This window comes from Bacteroides cutis, assembly GCF_900241005.1.
Taxonomy (GTDB): domain Bacteria; phylum Bacteroidota; class Bacteroidia; order Bacteroidales; family Bacteroidaceae; genus Bacteroides; species Bacteroides cutis.
In genome coordinates, this window is the sequence record NZ_OEST01000004.1 from 24,550 (window position 1) to 45,481 (window position 20,932).

A 20,932-nucleotide genomic window follows, 5' to 3' on the forward strand; every position below is an offset into this window, starting at 1 on the left:
TTAATTATGAGCGATATCATTCATTTGCTGCCCGATTCGGTTGCTAATCAAATTGCTGCCGGAGAGGTTATTCAGCGTCCGGCATCTGTTATTAAAGAATTGGTAGAAAATGCGATTGATGCCGAAGCACAAGAAATACATGTATTAATAACTGATGCGGGAAAGACCTGTATTCAGGTGATAGATGATGGTAAAGGGATGTCTGAGACTGATGCTCGTCTCTCTTTTGAACGTCATGCCACATCCAAAATTCGTGAGGCCTCGGATTTGTTTGCCTTACGTACGATGGGATTTCGTGGGGAAGCATTGGCGTCTATCGCTGCTGTGGCGGAAGTAGAGTTGAAAACTCGTATAGCCGATGAGGAATTAGGGACACGATTAGTAATAGCCGGTTCAAAAGTGGAGAGCCAGGAAGCGGTTTCTTGTCCGAAAGGTAGTAATTTCTCTATCAGAAATTTGTTTTTTAATATCCCGGCACGTCGAAAATTCCTGAAAGCTAATTCAACGGAGTTGAGTAATATTCTTATGGAGTTTGAACGTATTGCTCTGGTACATCCTGATGTTGCTTTTTATTTGTATAGCAACGATACGGAATTATTCAATCTTCCCGTCATGCCTTTGCGTCAGCGTATTCTTGCTATCTTCGGAAAGAAACTGAACCAGCAACTGCTGTCTGTTGAGGTAGATACAACGATGGTTAAGGTTTCCGGTTTTGTCGCTAAACCGGAAACTGCTCGTAAGAAGGGAGCACATCAATATTTCTTTGTGAATGGTCGCTATATGCGTCATCCTTATTTTCATAAAGCTGTGATGGATGCATATGAACAGTTGATACCTGCCGGTGAGCAAATTTCCTACTTTATTTATTTTGATGTAGACCCTGCTAATATAGATGTAAACATTCATCCCACAAAGACTGAAATCAAGTTTGAGAATGAGCAAGCCATTTGGCAGATCGTTTCAGCGGCAGTTAAGGAATCATTAGGGAAGTTCAATGCTGTACCTTCCATTGATTTTGATACGGAAGGTATGCCGGATATTCCTGCATTTGAACAAAGTCGTCCGATAGAACCTCCTAAAGTACACTATAATACGGATTTTAATCCTTTTAAAACCTCTTCTGCGTCAGCATATGGAGGAGGTTACTCTCGACAGAATGTGGAATGGGAAGGATTATATTCTGGCCTGGAGAAAGCCAGTAAAATGAACGAGCCTATGGAGGCATCGTTTGATCTTGAAGAAACCCCTCTTGCAGAAAGACCGGTGGAGATAATTCCTCAACCCGTTTCTTTACTGTATGCCGGTGAAGCATCTACTGTAGAAAAAGGAGCACAGCATTTACAATTCAAAGGCCGTTTTATACTTACGTCTGTTAAATCCGGTTTAATGTTAATAGACCAACATCGTGCACATATTCGGGTGTTATTCGATCGTTATATGAACCAGATACGCCAAAAACAAGGGTTTTCCCAAGGGGTGTTATTCCCTGAAATAGTTCAATTGCCGGTTTCGGAAGCAGCTGTGCTCGAAAGCCTTTTCGATGATTTGGCGGCAGTAGGGTTCGATCTAAGCCCATTGGGTGGGGGAAGTTATGCCATTAATGGTATTCCTTCGGGAATTGAAGGTCTAAACCCGGTGGAGCTTGTTCGTAATATGGTACATACAGCTATGGAAAAAGGTAATGATGTAAAAGAAGAGATACAAACTATTCTTGCATTGACTTTGGCACGTGCGGCTGCTATTGTTTACGGACAAGTATTGAACAATGATGAAATGTCCAATTTGGTGGATAATCTTTTTGCTTGTGCCACTCCTAACTATACACCCGATGGACGTACGGTTCTCGCTACAATCAAAGAAGAAGAAATCGAAAAGCTATTCTCAAAATAAGAGAAATCATAAAAAAAAACTCTTTTTCTAAAACCTTTTAGTTTCGATGGTGTTAATTAATCAGATTGAATGATAAAGAATTTAATTAACCACTTAACTATTTGAGGTATATGAAAAAGATTCTAATGTTGCTGGCTTTAGCCGGCGTATCTTCTGTTGCTATGGCGCAACAAAAGCCTGTTGTTGTAGAACAAATTGACGTTATCCAATTGCAGGATAAATATCAAGTAATCACCAATCCATTCTGGAGTAATTGGTTTTTCTCTATCGGGGGAGGTGCCTCGGTTATGTATGGAGATAATGACCAACAATTAGGCAGTTTTGGTAAGCGCATCAGTCCGACGATGAATGTTTCCGTTGGTAAATGGTTTACTCCTGGTTTAGGACTGCGTTTGCAATATAGTGGTCTTCAGGTAAAAGGTTTCACAATGGATCCTTCAGCTGATTATGTAAGAGGGACTCAGCGTAGTAATGGTTCCTACAAACAACGTTTTGATTACATGAATTTCCATGGTGATGTAATGTTTAACTTGAACGCACTTTTCGGTGGTTATAATCAGTATCGTGTATATGAGATTATTCCTTACTTAGGTGCTGGTATCACTCATAATTATACAAAGCCTCATCGCGAAGCCTTGGCGATAAACGCCGGTATTATCAATCGCTTCCGTATTTCGAATGCGATAGATATTAATCTCGAACTGAGTGCGATGGGAGTAGAGGATAAATTTGATGGAACAGTTGCCGGAAAGCGTGGTTATGACGGTGTATTTAGTGCAACTCTTGGGTTGACTTACCACTTCCCGAAACGTGGTTTTAACCGTCCGACACCACAATTGGTTTCTGCTGTGGAGTTGGCTGCAATGCAACAAGAAATTGCTAATATGGCTGCTGCAAACCAACAATTGAAGTCGGCTTTAACTGCTGCTGAAAACAGGCCGGTAGAGGTTTCTGAAACGGAAGTTGTTGTTACTGATCCGGATATTGCACCGCGTACTGTATTCTTCAATATAGGTTCTGCCGAAATAACTCCACGTGAAGTTATGAACATTTCTTATCTGGCAAAACAGATGAAGGAATTCCCGAATGCAACTTATACAGTAAACGGTTATGCTGACTCTGCAACAGGTACTCCGACATTCAATCAGGAATTGAGTTTGAAACGTGCACAAGCTGTAGTGAACGTATTGGTGAAGGATTATGGTATTTCTGCTGACCGTCTGAAAGTAGCTGCCGGTGGCGGTGTAGACAAGTTTGGACAACCTATTTTAAATCGTGTGGTATTAGTAAAATCCGCTAATTAAAATAATTAGTCTATATAAAAAAATCCCCCAAGAGTTTGAGAAATCTCACTCTTGGGGGATTTTGAGTTTAGACTTTTACCGATATAAACTAAGGAAACATGTATTTCTTATTTATCTCTAAAAGTACAATCAGTCATTTTTTAATAAAAAAATTATTCTAAAGCATAATTCATTCCTAAATTGAATTCTGCAATTTGTAAGGTACTACTTGCCGATTCCCAGGCAGAATATTCAATTTTGACATATCTATATGTACTTGTAGTGATAGGATAATTAATGTTCTGCGTCTTATTAAGAGTTATCTCATTATCTATTTGGGTGAACGTACTACCGTCATTACTACCATGAATTTTTACTTTAGAAACTCTTAAGCCGGAAGTTGTATTGTCGCTTCTGTGTCCGATATAGAAATAATTAAACTTTTGTTGCTCTTTCATATCCACTATGAAATACAAAGAACCACCGGGGGTTTGACTAAAAGTGACACCTTTGTATTTACCGGCATTTGGAGCAAAGCTCGATTTTTCGGCTTTTAGTATTGCGAAATATGTTTTACTGTTACCGTCGAACATAGCTTCCGGTTCTCCGGTTTGTCCGGGTAGATTGTTGTTATAATCACCTATATAATTTAATGTTCCTCCAGTGGATAATGTATAATTTGCTGATGTAGACACCTTCCAATCTTTACGATCGAATAGGATATTGTTTTCTATGGTAATTGTAGCGGTAGTGGTTACATTACTGCCATCCGTTGTCGTTATATTGATCGTAGCATTACCACCGGTCTTACAACTCAATATGCCATCTGCGCTGATGGATATTATTTTCTCACTACCTTCTGCTACTGTAAATCGTAATGTCTTATAACTTGCATTGGATGGCAGTACGGAAGTGTACTCATTCAAGTTGAGTGTTTCATTCATACGGATACTTACGGGGATATTGTCGGTAATGATTTCAGTTACCATTGTAGGAGGTGCAGGTGCTTGTATTACACTGATCTCTGTTTGATGCTTGTCATCGTAGCATAAAGTGAATTTTGCTTCTCTTTCTTCTATAAGTTCCGATTCTTCGACTTCAATTTTTAAAACATTTAGTTTTTTTTCTTGATCATAATCAATATATCCGGAAGCCCATAATTCATGGCTGACAACATATACGATTGAAGCATCCAATCCTGGAGCTAGTGTATAGTCACAAGATAGATCACCCCCCCTGTAGCCGATAGTCAAAGGATCAGAGGGTACAGTCACCCAGTTGTCGGGTACAGTAACATCTTTATCGTCATCGTTACATCCTGTAATGGAAAAACACATAAAAAGTAACAGTAACATAGTTGTAGTTACGTTCATTGCATATTTCTTATTCATAATTTTTAAACTTAATAGTTATAACTTTATTTTTCTAATTCTGTTATTTGTTCTTATAAGATTCCCAGTTATTATCTGTTATCAGATATAAATCGGCGGGAGCTTTCTTGGGATAGTTTTGGGCTTTGATTTCTGCAATCAGGGCATCAATCTGTGCTTGCGTGATTGTGAATTGTTTTTCTCCATAATCTTTCAGTTTCGTGCTTACCGCAGTGAGGAAGCCCATATCCTTGAAATAGCCGGTAAAGTCAATTCGGGCCATTCTACATACTTGTCGTACAAAATCCAGCTGATAGACACCATGAGTCATGCTTTCTGCATCAGTAGCAAGGGAATTTTCACCACGATAGTATTCATACAAGTCCCGATAGAAGTCTTTTTGTCCTAATGCATCAATCATATATAGTTTCAATTGCCAGAAGGGAACCAGTTTCTCATAACAATGGTTATAGGTATCATCCGAATAACCAACACAATGAGGGGTCTTGTTATCTTTGAATAGAGTAATTGCACTTTTATAAAAACCGTTACCATTATTCTCTTCGATAAGATAGGAGGTTCCTGTCAATTCCCAACGTACATATGTAGACATGATGTTGTTGGTCACTTCAGTCATACCAGCCCATTTCAAACCCGGACGTGTTTGATTACAATGCCCTACTTCATGTGCAGGTCCCCAACAACGTACTCCAAACCGTGCCGGATTACAGAATATTTCGGCATAGCTGTTGGAGTTTCCCACACTATATACGGTACGGTAATCACTGGCATTGGGGCTTGTTGCTTTATAGTCAATACAGAGGTGCATACGGTTGTTGAACTCCTTATGATATTTGAATAGTCCCATGAAATCCCATTCCAGCTCAACCAGCCGATCTGTGTTCGCCACCGTTTTGGTAATTTCTGTATTCGCAGCTCTGAAGTCTTCTACTTTCCACGTAATGTGTGAGTATTTGCCTAATATATCTATATCTTGATATTGAGCTTTATTGAGGATATTTTTCCAGTCGTTTTCCGTATTCTTCTGAATATCGAAGTAGCCGTTTACCTTCCCTGCCCCGAAATGTACTTGCACGGTCTTTGCCTTGATAATTTGCTTTTGGGCTTCTGAAGCTTGATCTGCCAATAATGGAATATCGTCTTCCACATGGTTCAGGATATAAATGAGACCGCCAATTTCTACCGTTATTTCGTTATATCCTTCTTTAAGCTCATAAGTCTTACTGTTGGAATAACCACCGTTCAAGTCTTGGATCAACATCGATATTTTTCCGCCTTCATAAATCTCTCCCACAAATATAGGTAGGGTTTCGCCTGCCTTTGCATAGATGCCTGTAGGGTTATCACGCAAACTGTATTTGTTCGTCTTATTTTTAGTTGCCATGATATCCGGTTTCTGATAAGGACGATAACTGGCTGAGCGATAAGACGTGTCGTACTCTCCTTTTAATAGGGCAAGCCCTAACTCTTTCAGATACTTGTTGGGCAGTTGTTTAATATTGTTTTCAGTTAGCCCTTCCTTAAGTTGCAGACCCATCTTATCTGCGAAGATAGAAGAACCGTCAAATTTATTGTTACTGGCTTCAAAAAACTCCATTTCAGCGCAACTAACCCGGTCCTGATAGGCTTTGGTGATAACAAATCGAACTTTCTTTACCTGTTTGATACCGTTTGCCAGTGTAATCGTGAATGGAGTAAACACTCCGTCGCCACGCTCATAACTGCCTATAGAGGTGAAATCATCCGGTTTGTCGACAGTAGATATTTCTACAGAGAACTTATCGAACGCTCCCCAGTAATTGTAGGTTTGCCGTGGCGTATAGACAATATAATCTAGAGTATGCCCGGTTTCCAATTCGTAGGTGATGTGGAACGGATAATTGACAGCTCCAAATTTAGAATTGAAGTAAGTGTTTTTATTACCATCATAAGACATTTTTAGAGTCAACGGGTTTTGGGTCGTTTCGTCTTTTTTGTCTGTTTCTTCAGAATCTGCTATTGCACCGATTATTTTGATAGTCTGATCTGCTGAACTGGGTGCAGCTTCTTGCGAAATGGGAAGATTACACTTATGATTATCGTCATACGTTAAAGTCAATATTGTATTTCTCGGTTTGTTATTCCATGAACGTTCACATAGAATTTTTAGTTTACCATTTTCAAGGTTAACTGTAATCCAGTCCTTCCCTTGCTGGGAAAGAGTAGAGGTTACCTTGGCGGCATCCAATCCTGTACCGAGTATAGCATCACGACTTTCCGTTCCTCCCTCAAAAGAGAAGCTCAGAGGCTCGGTAGATATATTTATCCAGTTCTCAGGAAACACCTCACCGTTGTCATCGCTACACGCCATAAGAGGAAATATATAAAGTAGTATCCATAAAAAGAACTTTGTATAGCTCCATTTACTTCTTATGGTATATTTATTCATATTATTCATGTTTCTGTTATTCTTTGTAGAATTGATCAATATCTGTTTAAGATATAGAGATTTAAGATTTAAAAGAATTGTGTTTCAAAAAGTAAAGGCAAGAGCAGACAAAGAAAAGAGTTTCTGTTCCTGCCTTTACATATTCGTACTATGATTAATTCCACAAAGGATTTTGTACCATTAACTTACTTTTCTGCATTTCATTATAAGGTACAGGATATAGTAACATTGCTTTCTTCCATGGGAAACGGTCTATAACGATACGGTTGTAGTATGTACCGGGACCGTCTGCCTCCCGGAAAGTCTTGGCTTGTTTATTGGCACTTTCCTTGAATGCTGTAACTGTAATCTCATTTATATTCATACCGGTACGGATAATAGCTTTATCTTCATTGTCCTTGATCCATCGTCCGGTATTTTCGTCTTTAGACCACCCAGCTCTCATCCAACGGTGCATATCAAAATAATAGTTACCTTCGGCAAACATTTCGACAATGCGTTCTTGATAAATTGCTTCACGTTGCGCATTTTGGTTACCAATAATTCCTGTTTTAGTTCCGTTATCATTCATTTCACGATAACCTGGAATACCGGCACGTTCACGAACCATGTCCAAATATTTAATGATATTACTGTTACTCGGGTCTATTTCATTCAATACTTCCGCATAATAAAGGTAGAAATCTGCCAGACGGAAGTAAATCCACGGACGTCCCCAACTGGTTTTGTTACCATTGTTCTTCATAATATCACGATTATTGAATTTATAGAGTAAATAGCCTGTGCGTGCATTTGTATCATCTCCTTTATAAGAAGATTTTGAAGCGACGCTGAAGTAGGCTCCCCAGTCAGGATAGCTTGAAGGTTGGATGTGCCAACTCTTTCCTTCGTATGTAATGTTGGAGTAGAAACGTGGCTCACGATTGGCATACATATTGAAGATATGCTTGTCTACATGTTTTTTAGTCACCTTCGTATCAATCTCAATGTTGGTACAAGGATTTTGGATGTCACTGAAACCAGTTTCCTTATAACTTCCATTATTTAAACCGTCTTCAATAGTCAGACCGTCCTTGGTGAAGAACATATCTACCAATTCTTGATAAGGACCTACATTACCACCAATAGTACTGGCATAACCCAAAGACCAGGGAGCAGTACGTGGCTCCATTCTGCTTCCTATAGCACTATAATCATTGGTAGGATTAGCCCATAGAATTTCGTCATTGAGCTCCTGGAACAAATAATATACAGACATGTGAGGATCTTCTGTTCCGTCTGGATTTAAGTATTTATATAAACCCATTCCGTGAGAATCGGCAAAATTCAGTAATGCTTCCAGATGTGTTTTGGCTGTTTGCCATCTACTGCGGTCTTCGGGTTCGAATAGTTGTTTACCACTTTTGTCTGTCACCAATAGAGCTTCTGGATAACCGCCATTGAAGAGTGGAGAAGCTGCATATACCCACAAGCGTGCTCTCAATGCCAATGCGGCAGCTTTAGTAGGACGTAACATCTCGGTATAGTTATAACTGTTACCTTGCTTATAGTTGTCGGGGAGCACGTCGCTGTATTCACCTTCAATAATTTGTTCCAACAGACCGTCAATGTACTCTACCGTTTCTTTTACCGATGCACGCGGAAGATCAAGATCGGCGCTTTCGGGATCGGCAATTGTCTGTACGATGGGTACGGGACCATACATCTCAAACAACAGGAAATAGTTATACGCCATCAGGTAGATTACGTCTGCTTTCATACGGCGCATATCTTCTTCAGATCTGTATCCGTCACGGTCACTGGGATCACCCATTGTGGCTGGTGCATTTTCTAGATAAATCATGGCTTGACGGATTTCTTTGTAGCAAGACGCCCAACGATGATAACCTACTTGTGTGGTAAATGTATTTTGTCCATGTTGTAGTACATTGGGATGCGCGCAAATCAATTCACCCGAATATATGGCCCATATATTAGGAAATTCACCCGAATTATTGACAATATCCAGACCTGTTTCCGAATATCGGGGTACAGTAGAGTATAATTCGCCATACCATTGTTTCAAATAAGTATAGTTGGAGAATACCTCTTCCTTGTTTAAGTCTTTGGATAACTCTTTGGAGACATCCAGAAAATCGGAGCAAGAGGAGAAAACGCTTGCTATGGAGGCAACCGCTATTGTATAAATAGTTTTTCTGATATTCATATTCATTGTTTAATTTGAAGGTTAATTAAAAGGTTACATCCAGACCCACGGTCCATGTTGCGCTGATAGGATATCTTGAACCACTGTTTCCTACTTCAGGATCCCATAATTTGATGTCATCAAATAATAAGGCGAGATTACTGCCTTGAACGTAGACACGTAAATTCTGCATTTTCCATTTTTGGATGAGTCTTTTATCGAATTGGTAACCAAGTTCCACATTTTTCAGGCGTAGATAATTCCCGCTACGATACCACCAGGTACTGTTTCTTTCATTATTATCATTCTTGGCAGTATGTAATCTCGGATATAATACATTCATATTGTTCGGATCGTTGGCACTCCAGTGGTCGGCAGCTTCCGCACGTGCGGATGTCTGCGAAACTCCCTGATGGAACGGCATGAAATAACTGTCATTGGCTTTCAGGTTCACCGAACGTCTGCCTGCTCCCTGGAAAAATACGCCTGCATAAATACCTTTGTATTGTACATTGAGACCGAAACCGTAGACGATTTGCGGGTTATTGGGATGTATGCCACTGTAATAGGTCTCGTCCATCTCATCAATTTTTCCGTCATTATTCAAGTCTTTGTACTTGATGTCACCTGGTAGTACCTTATTGACATCGGTAGCTGGAATTCCATTTTTTAATTTGTAGCTATAACTTCCATCGGCTTTTTGGGTAATAATGAAGTCTTGGTTGGTATAGAGTCCGTCGGCTATTAGAATTTTATTGGTTCCGATTGAAGTTCCAGTCTGTGCCAACCATGGGTACTGCTGTGGAATCTCATCTTTTTCTACAATTTTATTTACAGCATAGGTCATATTACCTCTGGCGGACAGAGTCCAGTCACCGATATTATGTTTTATTACAATACTGGCATCAAAACCTTTGTTGGTGGTGATACCGAAGTTCTGCCACGGATTGTTACGGAAACCTGTTGAGGTAGGAACAGTGACACGTTGAATTAGAATGTCTTCACGACGATTGTTGAAGTAATCGGCTGTGATATCTACACGTCCACGGAATAATCCCAAGTCAATACCGAAATTGGCTTTTTTCTCTATCTCCCAAGTCAGTGAAGGAGATGCAAAAAGATTTTCGTATACTTTTCCATAATTGTTGGTGACACTACCGCCTGGCCCCGTCAAACCAAGATATGAGTTCCCGCTGTCTGTATAAGATTCTCTGTACATGAAGCGGCTGCTGCTACCAATATTGTCGTTACCGGTCAGACCGTAAGAAGCTCTGATACGTAACTTGTTAATGATATTGAGTATGTTATCTTTTTGCATGAATTTCTCTGCATGTACATTCCATGCAGCTCCCACTGCAGGGAAAATTCCCCAACGGTGACCGGATGCAAAGTTTTCGCTACCGGTAGCGCCAAAACTGGCCTCCAATACATAACGGCTATCAAAGGTATATGTACCGCGTACAACGTAGTTTTGTTTGCGGTAAGGAAGTAATTTTAAACCACCTACATCCTGAGTTCCGTCTGATTTTCTAGAACCTTGATACTGAGTCTCTTTCTGATTATATACGAAAGTACCTGTAACGGCATGTTTTTGGGCAAAGGTACGGGCATAGTTCAATTGTGCTTCAAGATAAATTTTCTTTGTACCACTACTGCCATTGACGGTAGCTTCGCCAAGTGGGCTTCCGTCTGCCACTTTTTGTTTAATCAGCTTCCCTTCTTCATCCCTGCCATTGACAAACCATTTTTCCGGGGTCAGAGAACGTTTCATGGTGGAGGTGAAATCTGCATCGAAACTGATACTTCCTTGTGCAGACAAACCTTTAGTAATAAAATCGAGTTCCTGTTTCAGGGTGACTTTACTTTGTAAAGCGGCTGACCACTGTTTGGTGTAACCAGAGTAGTTCAATAGGTTATACGGATTATAACGTCCATCGGATTCACCGGTAACGGCAGATGCTGTACCGTCTGACCATGTCATCGGGATAAGGTGGGTAGGGAATACCACAATATGTTTGAATATGGACTCTGAAGAACTGCCCGGGTTGTTTTTTGTGCGGTACTGTCCACTCATATCAACAGACAATTTGGTAGTTCGTGTGATATCCATATCCACATTGGAACGCAGATTATAACGTTTCACACCAATGTTGGCATCATAATCGTCTATAGGGTTGGACTTAAAGATACCTTTCTCGTCATAGAAGGCTCCTGAAACAAAAAATCTCGTCTTTTCAGAACCTCCCCGGAAGTTGATTGTATATCGTTGGTTGTGTGTGTTGTCCGCTAATAAGTCGGTCCAGATGGAGTTGGGGTACAAATCACGGTCTGTTCCATTACGATACATATCCAATACTTCTGCCGAATAAGGAGCATTATTTTGCATATAGTTTGTCCAGTCGGGATTTCCGGCGTCATTCCAGGATGCTTCATTCCACAGCGAGAGATAATCCCAGGAGTTCATAAGTTCAGGCATGCGGGTAGGAGTAGCAATGCTATATTGTGCATTGAAAGAAACCACTGTCTTTTGAGCACGTCCGCGTTTGGTAGTAATCAACACAACACCATTGGCTCCTTCAGAACCATATACAGCGGTGGCGGCGGCATCTTTCAAAACGGTAAAAGTTTCAATTTCATCCGTATCCAGATCATTCATGGCACGGGGAACACCGTCTACCAATACTAACGGACTTGTGCCACCGGCATAAGAACTTTGTCCACGAATCCAGAAACTGGCATCGTCATTACCTGGTTCACCCGATACTTGGATGGAAATCACACCGGCAATCTGACCACCGATCATGTTGGACAAACTGCGGGTCGGAATTGCTATTTCGGCAGGTTTTATTGTGTTTACTGAGGATGTTACACTCTCCTTTTTCTGAGAACCGTATCCTACGATTACCACATCATCCAAGTTGACATTGGATTCGGACATTGCCACGTTAATTGTGTTTTTATCTTTTACTTTTTGTTCTATACTGTTATAGCCGATATAGCGGAATTCCAGTATTTCTCCTTCATGGGTCTGGATACTATATTTACCGTCAATATCAGTTAGTACACCATTTATGGTACCTTTTACAGTTACTGTAGCACCGATGACCGGTTCTCCTTGCTCGTCGGTGACAAGACCGGTAATGGTTTTGGCTGCTCCTTTTTGGTTACTATTGATTTCTTTGACAGTTAGTACGATCTGCTTTTTCGAGAACTTGAATGTGAGATCGGTAGGTTCAAACATTCTGCGTAATGCCAGACGAATTTCTTCATTCTTGGCTGTCAGACTAACGGGTTGTTCTGTATTTGTTTCTGTTGCATCATAAAAGAACGTATATCCGGAAGCCTGTTCTATCTTTCCCATGGCTTCTTTTAAAGGTATGTTTTTGAAAGATAAGGTGATCTTTTCCGAACCGCTTTGGGCGATTACACCTAGGGAAAAGAAACATGTAATAATTAATAAATAAAGTTTTTTGTATTTCATAAGTTAATTAGATATTTTTGGTTTTTTATCCATATAAATTCTCTACATTTTTAATTGTTTACATTAATTTTCAAGTTTCTACATAGGCGTTTGTATTAAAGGTTAATGATTTTATTGAATAATATCGATTGTGCCATCATTGTTAAATGTGTATTTTATCGGATGGATACTTGCAATAAGTTCCAGTATCTCAAAAATATTCTCATCGTGTAGGGTGAAAGTGTATAAGTACTTGTCTGCTAGTTCTGGTGCTATACGTATGGTGACGTCAAATCTGTCGGATAAAACGGTACATATTTTCCCCAGTGAACGATTGGAGAATTGTACGGTGGGAGTGGCCCATGCCGCATTCATGTCTACATCTTCCCGGGTGATTGATACTTGGTGGCTTTCTTTATTATACACAGCTACTTCACCGGGATTTAAGAAACTTTCTTGCGGATTGTTTGCAGTAGTAAAGGCTACGGAACCTTCTAAAAGACTAACAGAAGTCTCTGCGTTTTTCGGGTGGGAGGAGATATTGAACTTGGTTCCGTATACGGCAACGTCAATTCCATCTGTGTGTACAATGAAACGTTTATGCTTATCTTTGGCTACTTCAAAGTAGGCCTCACCTTTCAGGTTGACTATGCGGTTGTTTTTCTGGAAATCAGTATTATATGCCAAAGTGGTGTTGGAGTGTAGCCAGACAATACTGCCGTCAGGTAAAGTGACTTGTGACTTCCCGTTGACATTGGTATAGCATTGTTGCGATGTCTTACTTGTAAAATCCCAGGTTGTTCCGAAATAGAATGAAAGTGAGGAAACCAACAGTACGGCAATACATGCTGCAACTTTATAGATGTTTCGAATAGAGTGAAGTCTTTTCCGTTCTTTTCTTACTGAAGGTAGATTAAGTTGCTTGGCGATCTGATTCCAATAGTGAGCCGGCTGTGGAGTATAACCGTCTGCTCGCTCTTGTACCTTGTTCCATAAGATGGCTATTTCTTCATAGGCTTGAAGATTTTTACTGTCGGACAACCATTCTGCCAGTAATTGGTCATCATCGGAGTTGATAGTGCGTTCAAGTTTGGCGATGATTAAATTCCAAGGTATTTCTTTTCTCATTTTAACTGTTTTTTTAAGGTCTTTTACTAGTGTAACCCTAAAAACAGTTTTAACCCTACGGTAAAAATGGATTTTTTACAAGAAAATAAAAAAAATGTATTGGTCACCTATGATTTCTCTTACTATCTTCAGCGAACGGGAAATGTGTTTTTCTACTGTTTTCAAAGAAATATTCATTTTTTCAGCTATTTCCTGATTGGTGAGATTGTCGTTCCTGCTTTTTAGGAAAATTTCACGGGAGTTGGCTGGAATAGCGAGGATTGCTTTTTGAATAAGTTCATTGAGCTCTTGCATTTCAAGCGATGTCGGTTCGTCCGTGTTTATGTTTTCTTCGAGTCCGTCAAGTGAAAGTATTTCTTTTTTGTCGCGTATAAGCTTGAGGCATTTATTACGTGCGGATTGGAACAAATAAGCTTTGATGGATAAATCTGGTTTGATTTTTTCGGGATGCTGCCATAGATGGACATATATGTCCATAACTTCTTCTTCGATCTCCTGTTTGTTATCCCAATAGGTATACATGAATTGGCACAATCGGGTAAAGTAAGTATCGAATAGGTATTTCAATACTTCCTCATTGTGTTCCTCTATAGATTGGTTACTGTGGGATACTTTCATTCGGATCTGTTCCTTTTTTTTATTTATATATAATTATTCACTTTTTCCTTTTATAGGAGTAGTAAATTTAATAATTTACACGGATGTATATTTTTTATAACATCCGTGTATTATTGGGATACAGCTTTTTTAAAATATTGTCGGATGAGAATTCCAGGAGTATTTATGCTCCTTCTCCATTAAATCTCTTCACCTGTTCTGAAATTAACTCTTCATCGTCAAAGTAGTTTATTTTCATAGCACGGCGCACTTCATCCAATGTTCTGGCAGCAGCCTCACGTGCTGTTTCGCAACCTTTTTTCAACATGTCATAAATGGCCGGAATATCCTTCTCGAATTCTTTGCGGCGATTACGGATAGGTTCTAGAGTTTCCTGCATGATAGAATTGAGGAACCCTTTTACTTTCATATCACCTAAACCGCCACGTTGATAGTGCGCTTTCAGTTCTTCCAGCGAAGGGTAATCGGGCAAGTAACGTTCAAAGTGCTCGGGACGGCAAAAAGCATCCAGATAAGTAAATACGGTATTACCTTCAATTTTGCCCGGGTCTTGCACGCGCAAGTGGTCGGGGTCGGTATACATACTCTTCACTTTCTTCTGCACCTCGTCGGCTGAGTCGGAAAGATAGATACAGTTTCCCAACGATTTACTCATTTTGGCTTTTCCGTCAGTACCCGGCAGACGCAGGCAGGCGGCATTATCCGGTAAAAGAATTTCCGGTTCTACTAAGGTGTCTCCATAAATAAAGTTGAAACGGCGTACTATCTCGCGGGCTTGCTCAATCATTGGTTCCTGATCTTCACCTACAGGAACGGTTGTAGCCTTGAATGCGGTGATATCTGCGGCCTGACTAATAGGATAGGTGAAAAATCCTACCGGAATGCTTGTCTCAAAGTTACGCATCTGGATTTCTGTTTTCACAGTGGGGTTACGTTGCAAACGGCTGACGGTAACCAAATCCATATAGTAGAATGTGAGTTCACAAAGTTCCGGTATCTGGGATTGGATGAAAATGGTGCTCTTTGTCGGATCCAGGCCACAAGCCAGATAATCCAAGGCTACCTCGATAACATTCTGGCGCACCTTTTCCGGATTTTCCATGTTGTCCGTCAGTGCTTGCGCATCAGCGATGAATACAAACGTCTTATCAAACAGTCCGGAATTCTGCAACTCCACCCTGCGTCTTAGCGAGCCTACATAATGTCCGATGTGCAGGCGTCCTGTGGGGCGGTCGCCCGTAAGGATGATTTTTTCTTTTGCCATATTTGTTATTCTTTTATTATATACTTTGTTCTAAACCATTATAGATACAGAATGGTAGTTTGGCTGCAAATATAGTGTTTATTAATTAGAAATATTTAGAAAAGGTTCGGTTTTAGCCTAAAATCTCACTTTTCACATATGCCTTATGGTTCCTTTTCTGCTACTTGTGATGTTACTTTCGGGCATTTTTTTTCACTGATGCAGCTCTGTGGTAACAGCAGTTTACAGTACTCCCGTCAGTTGGCGATAGTTGTAGACGGTGAGGCAAGGATGTTCTTCCAGATATGCTTGTACCCGTTTTTTGACACTTTGTACTTTCCGAAACCCGAGGATCGCGTATTTCCACCCGTTGGCAGACGCAAGCGGAAATTTGCGAACGAAAATCCGTATCTTCCTCATGAATAGCGAAATACAGAAATATGTATAATCCAAATAGACGGAAAACAGTGGGTTACCCATCCAGAAACGCTCTTTTCACGGGAGAAAAGGAGCATTTGCAGGAGAAATGTCCATTTTTTCCATGAGGGAAGTTAACATCCCTCACGTCGGAAGTTGATATCTCTCTCGCGGGAAGTTAATATCTCTCGTGTGGGAAGTTAATATCCCTCGTGCGGGAAGTGTGCAACCGGTATATATTCGGTAAAAACGTCGCATATTTATGCGCTAAATCACACGCTTTTGGACTTCTTGGAAAGCGGGCGTGTCAGTAAAATGGGCAGTTTGGAGACAGAAAACGCCTGATGAGCGTCTTTTTGAAATCAATTTGACAACTGATTTCTCTGTGATGAATACAGTATCAAAAGAACTTATCAAGTATATCTCCCATTAAATATCTACTGTCCCTATAAAAAATATTATTGAAGAAAATTTAAACAGGCTCATAGTGTGCAGATACATTTATTATAAAGTCGCGGCTGTTGTGACGTAAACTTAAAATGAAGTCTTCCTTTTAAGGAATGAAGCTTTCGTTCTAACTTTATGTACCGGCAAAGGTAACTTTCTGGAGAATGATTATGTTCTTGGGTAGTATGTTCAAGAAACGGAGAGCGAGTAAGAAGAGGAAAAAGGTTTATGATTTGTACTTCGCCCTTGACAACGTTTTTTTTCGGAATATTTGCATCTTATTGAAATAAGTCGTTACTTTGCACAAATTTTAAAGATAACTATGCAATCGCAGGAAATGAGAAGTGAATACAACCTCCGCTCGAATGAGTTTCATTCGTTAGCCGTCGGTTTTTCTTTTTCCGAAAATGATATTTTTAGTTCTTTGGTAATGCGTTAGACCTCTTTCGGGTAACGCATTTTTTTTTGCCGGAACGTATGGGATGAACTTATATAGATAACAAAAGAGAATATGGAAAAGAATTTAAAGAAAGTACTTGTTTTGGGCTCAGGAGCGCTCAAAATCGGACAGGCTGGGGAATTTGACTATTCCGGGTCACAAGCGTTGAAGGCATTGCGTGAAGAAGGTATAAGTTCGGTATTGGTAAATCCGAATATTGCTACAATTCAGACATCAGAGGGCATTGCCGACAAGGTTTACTTCCTGCCGGTCACTCCTTATTTCGTAGAGGAAATTATCAAGAAAGAGCAACCGGACGGTATTTTGTTGGCTTTTGGCGGACAAACAGCATTGAACTGTGGTGCGGAACTTTATACGAACGGTATTCTTCAGAAATATGGAGTACGTGTGCTGGGCACCTCAGTGGAAGCTATCATGTATACGGAAGACCGTGATCTCTTTGTGAAGAAACTCGATGAGATACAGATGAAAACCCCTATCAGCCAGGCTGTGGAGAGTATGGAAGATGCTATCGCCGCCGCGCGTAAAATCGGTTATCCGGTGATGGTACGTTCGGCCTATGCATTGGGTGGCCTGGGTAGCGGTATTTGTGCCGATGAGACTGAATTCCTGAAGCTGGCTGAAAGTTCTTTTGCTTTCTCTAAACAAATTCTGGTAGAAGAATCTCTGAAGGGATGGAAAGAAATAGAGTTTGAAGTTATCCGTGATGCCAATGACCATTGCTTTACGGTGGCAAGTATGGAAAACTTCGATCCGCTGGGTATCCATACGGGTGAGTCTATCGTAGTGGCTCCTACTTGCTCTTTGACTGATGAGCAGGTGAAGATGCTTCAGGAACTTTCTACAAAGTGCATCCGTCACCTCGGCATCGTAGGTGAATGTAACATTCAGTATGCATTCAATGCTGAAACCAACGACTATCGTGTGATTGAGGTGAATGCCCGTTTGTCTCGTTCTTCTGCGTTGGCTTCCAAGGCTACCGGTTATCCGTTGGCATTCGTTGCCGCTAAGATCGCGTTGGGGTATACGCTTGACCAAATCGGTGAAATGGGTACTCCGAATTCTGCATACGTAGCTCCGCAATTGGATTATCTGATTTGTAAGATACCTCGTTGGGATTTGACGAAATTTGTGGGTGTGAGCCGTGAGATTGGGTCCAGTATGAAGTCTGTCGGTGAAATTATGTCTATCGGACGTACATTCGAGGAAATCATCCAGAAAGGTCTCCGTATGATCGGACAAGGTATGCATGGTTTTGTGGGTAATGATGATTTGGAATTCAGCGATCTTGATTATGAGTTGTCTCATCCTACCGATTTGCGTGTATTCGCTATCGCTGAGGCTATGGAAAAGGGGTATTCCATCGACCGTATCCATGAATTGACTAAGATTGACCCGTGGTTCCTTGGCAAGTTGAAAAACATTGTTGATTATAAGTTCAAACTTTCCCAATATAATAAGGTGGAAGATATTCCGGCTGACGTGTTACGTGAAGCAAAAGTGTTCGGTTTCTCTGATTTCCAAATTGCCCGTTTCGTATTGAACCCTCAAGGCAATATGGAAAAAGAAAACCTGATGGTGCGTGCACGCCGTAAAGAGTTGGGAATCCTTCCGGCGGTAAAACGCATTAATACCGTTGCTTCCGAGCATCCTGAATTGACGAACTACCTGTATATGACATATGCTGTTCAAGGGTATGACGTGAATTATTACAAGAATGAGAAATCGGTGGTTGTACTTGGTTCGGGTGCTTACCGCATCGGTTCTTCCGTAGAATTTGACTGGTGCTCGGTGAATGCTATCCAGACGGCACGCAAACTGGGGTACAAATCAATAATGATTAACTACAATCCCGAAACGGTTTCTACTGACTATGATATGTGTGACCGTCTGTACTTCGATGAACTTTCTTTTGAGCGTGTACTTGATGTTATTGATTTGGAACAGCCACGCGGTGTTATCGTATCCGTGGGCGGACAGATACCCAACAATTTGGCTATGAAGCTTCATCGCCAGTCGGTTCCTGTATTGGGTACTTCTCCAATTTCTATTGACCGTGCCGAGAACCGCAACAAATTCTCTGCTATGCTTGATCAACTGGGTATCGACCAGCCGGCTTGGCAGGAACTGACGAGCTTGGAAGACGTGAAAGGTTTCGTAGAGAAAGTAGGTTATCCTGTATTGGTCCGTCCGTCGTATGTACTCTCTGGAGCCGCAATGAACGTATGCTATGACGAAGAAGAACTGGAAAGCTTCCTGAAAATGGCTGCTGAGGTATCTAAGGAATATCCGGTAGTTGTATCTCAGTTCTTGCAGAATACGAAGGAAATAGAGTTTGATGCCGTGGCTCAGAATGGCGAAGTGGTGGAATATGCTATTTCGGAGCATGTAGAGTTTGCCGGTGTACACTCTGGTGACGCTACATTGGTGTTCCCGGCGCAGAAAATTTACTTTGCTACCGCTCGCCGTATCAAGAAGATCAGCCGCCAGATTGCAAAAGAACTCAATATTTCCGGTCCTTTCAATATTCAGTTCCTGGCCCGTAACAATGAGGTGAAAGTTATTGAGTGTAATCTCCGCGCTTCACGTAGTTTCCCGTTTGTTTCTAAAGTACTGAAGCGTAATTTTATCGAAACTGCTACCCGTATCATGCTGGATGCTCCATATGCGCGACCCGACAAGTCGGCGTTCGATATCGATTGGATTGGTGTAAAGGCTTCTCAGTTCTCATTCTCCCGTTTGCATAAAGCAGACCCTGTACTGGGTGTAGATATGTCCTCTACAGGTGAAGTAGGTTGTATCGGTGACGACTTCTCTGAAGCATTGATGAGCGCTATGATTGCTACCGGGTTTAAAATCCCTCAGAAGGGGGTTATGTTCTCTTCCGGTGCTATGAAATCTAAAGTGGATTTGTTGGATGCCAGCCGTATGCTTTTTGCTAAAGGGTATAAGATTTATGCAACGGCGGGTACGGCTGCATTCCTCAATGCGCATGGGGTGACTACGGAACCGGTTTACTGGCCGGATGAACGCCCGGATGCAGAGAATAATGTAATGAAAATGATTGCTGAACACAAGTTTGACTTGATTATAAATATACCGAAAAATCACTCTAAACGCGAGTTGACTAACGGTTACAAGATCCGTCGCGGTGCCATTGATCATAATATTCCATTGATTACAAATGCGCGTCTGGCAGGTGCTTTCATCGAAGCATTCTGTGAAATGAAGATGGAAGATATTCAGATTAAGAGTTGGCAAGAATATAAATAAGCCTTTACTTGCCGAAAACGGTTGTGAAAGCGGGAAGCCGATTACGGTTTCCCGTTTTTTGTTGTCTTTGGCTTTATCGCTATATTTGTCTCATCAATTAAAAAAGAGAACAAAATGAATGAAGTGGAGAAAATGCGGAGTTCGCAGTTGGCGGATATGTCAATGCCGGAAATACAGGTGAAATTTAAACATGCCAAGCGGTTGCTTGCCAAAATGCGTACAATGAGTACGTATGATGAGGATTATCGGAACTTGCTGGAGGAGTTGGTGCCGGGTATTCCCGCAACTTCTATTATTTGTCCGCCTTTCCATTGCGACCATGGTGATGGTATCCGTTTGGGTGAGTATGTTTTTGTTAATGCCAATTGTACCTTTCTGGATGGTGGTTATATAACGATTGGCGCTCATACCCTGATTGGTCCGTGTGTACAAATTTATACACCGCATCATCCGGTTGATTATGTAGAACGGCGTACAGAAAAAGAATATGCCTATCCGGTGACGGTGGGAGAAGATTGCTGGATTGGCGGAGGGGTTATCCTTTGTCCCGGAGTGACGATTGGGGATCGCTGTATTATTGGTGCGGGCAGTGTGGTGACGAAAGATATTCCATCCGATAGCGTGGCTGTTGGTAATCCAGCAAGAGTGATCCGGAAAAACGAAGTGAAAAAGTGAATGTGCTAAATGCTTGAAATTCAATAGTGCTGAA

General features: G+C 41.0%; 12 protein-coding genes. 4 read left to right on the forward strand and 8 right to left on the reverse strand.

Translation table 11 applies throughout. The features are described from left to right. Window positions 1–6 precede the first annotated feature (6 nt). Together mutL and C1A09_RS09800 are read left to right on the forward strand one after the other, a co-directional pair. The gene (gene mutL / locus C1A09_RS09795) at window positions 7–1,890 is read left to right on the forward strand and encodes a DNA mismatch repair endonuclease MutL (protein ID WP_101543532.1); all 1,884 of its coding nucleotides are present in this window, start codon (window positions 7–9) and stop codon (window positions 1,888–1,890) included. Between the two features lie 110 nt (window positions 1,891–2,000). After that, window positions 2,001–3,194, forward strand: coding sequence for an OmpA family protein (locus C1A09_RS09800; protein WP_180949205.1), 1,194 nt, complete (start codon window positions 2,001–2,003; stop codon window positions 3,192–3,194). Window positions 3,195–3,346: 152 nt separating this feature from the next. Here C1A09_RS09800 and C1A09_RS09805 read toward each other — a convergent pair whose 3' ends face one another. The 8 genes from C1A09_RS09805 to C1A09_RS09840 form a co-directional block, all read right to left on the reverse strand. After that, window positions 3,347–4,564, reverse strand: a complete 1,218-nt coding sequence (locus C1A09_RS09805; RefSeq protein WP_101543538.1) for a discoidin domain-containing protein — start codon at window positions 4,562–4,564, stop codon at window positions 3,347–3,349. Window positions 4,565–4,607: 43 nt separating this feature from the next. Further along, window positions 4,608–6,914 (reverse strand): M60 family metallopeptidase, encoded by a 2,307-nt coding sequence (locus C1A09_RS09810; RefSeq protein ID WP_245875001.1) that lies wholly within the window; start codon window positions 6,912–6,914, stop codon window positions 4,608–4,610. 232 nt (window positions 6,915–7,146) lie between these two features. Next, window positions 7,147–9,198, reverse strand: a complete 2,052-nt coding sequence (locus tag C1A09_RS09815) for a RagB/SusD family nutrient uptake outer membrane protein (RefSeq protein ID WP_101544203.1) — start codon at window positions 9,196–9,198, stop codon at window positions 7,147–7,149. A gap of 25 nt (window positions 9,199–9,223) precedes the next feature. Continuing rightward, the gene (locus C1A09_RS09820; RefSeq protein ID WP_245875003.1) at window positions 9,224–12,538 is read right to left on the reverse strand and encodes a TonB-dependent receptor; all 3,315 of its coding nucleotides are present in this window, start codon (window positions 12,536–12,538) and stop codon (window positions 9,224–9,226) included. Between the two features lie 231 nt (window positions 12,539–12,769). Continuing rightward, entirely contained in the window at window positions 12,770–13,765 is a 996-nt protein-coding gene (locus C1A09_RS09825) for a FecR family protein (RefSeq protein ID WP_101543543.1), read from the reverse strand. Window positions 13,766–13,840: 75 nt separating this feature from the next. After that, complete coding sequence (locus C1A09_RS09830) at window positions 13,841–14,383, reverse strand: RNA polymerase sigma-70 factor (RefSeq protein WP_101543545.1); 543 nt, start codon at window positions 14,381–14,383, stop codon at window positions 13,841–13,843. 163 nt (window positions 14,384–14,546) lie between these two features. Next, window positions 14,547–15,647, reverse strand: coding sequence for a tryptophan--tRNA ligase (gene trpS / locus C1A09_RS09835; protein ID WP_101543548.1), 1,101 nt, complete (start codon window positions 15,645–15,647; stop codon window positions 14,547–14,549). A 222-nt stretch (window positions 15,648–15,869) separates the two neighbouring features. Next, on the reverse strand, window positions 15,870–16,106 hold the full coding sequence (locus C1A09_RS09840) for a hypothetical protein (RefSeq protein WP_101543550.1): 237 nt from the start codon (window positions 16,104–16,106) through the stop codon (window positions 15,870–15,872). Between the two features lie 895 nt (window positions 16,107–17,001). Between C1A09_RS09840 and carB the strand changes: the two genes are divergently transcribed. Together carB and C1A09_RS09850 are read left to right on the forward strand one after the other, a co-directional pair. Then, on the forward strand, window positions 17,002–20,223 hold the full coding sequence (carB, locus tag C1A09_RS09845; protein WP_101543552.1) for a carbamoyl-phosphate synthase (glutamine-hydrolyzing) large subunit: 3,222 nt from the start codon (window positions 17,002–17,004) through the stop codon (window positions 20,221–20,223). A 114-nt stretch (window positions 20,224–20,337) separates the two neighbouring features. Continuing rightward, a complete protein-coding gene (locus C1A09_RS09850; RefSeq protein WP_101543554.1) occupies window positions 20,338–20,898 on the forward strand; it encodes a sugar O-acetyltransferase in 561 nt (186 codons plus the stop codon). Window positions 20,899–20,932 lie beyond the last annotated feature (34 nt).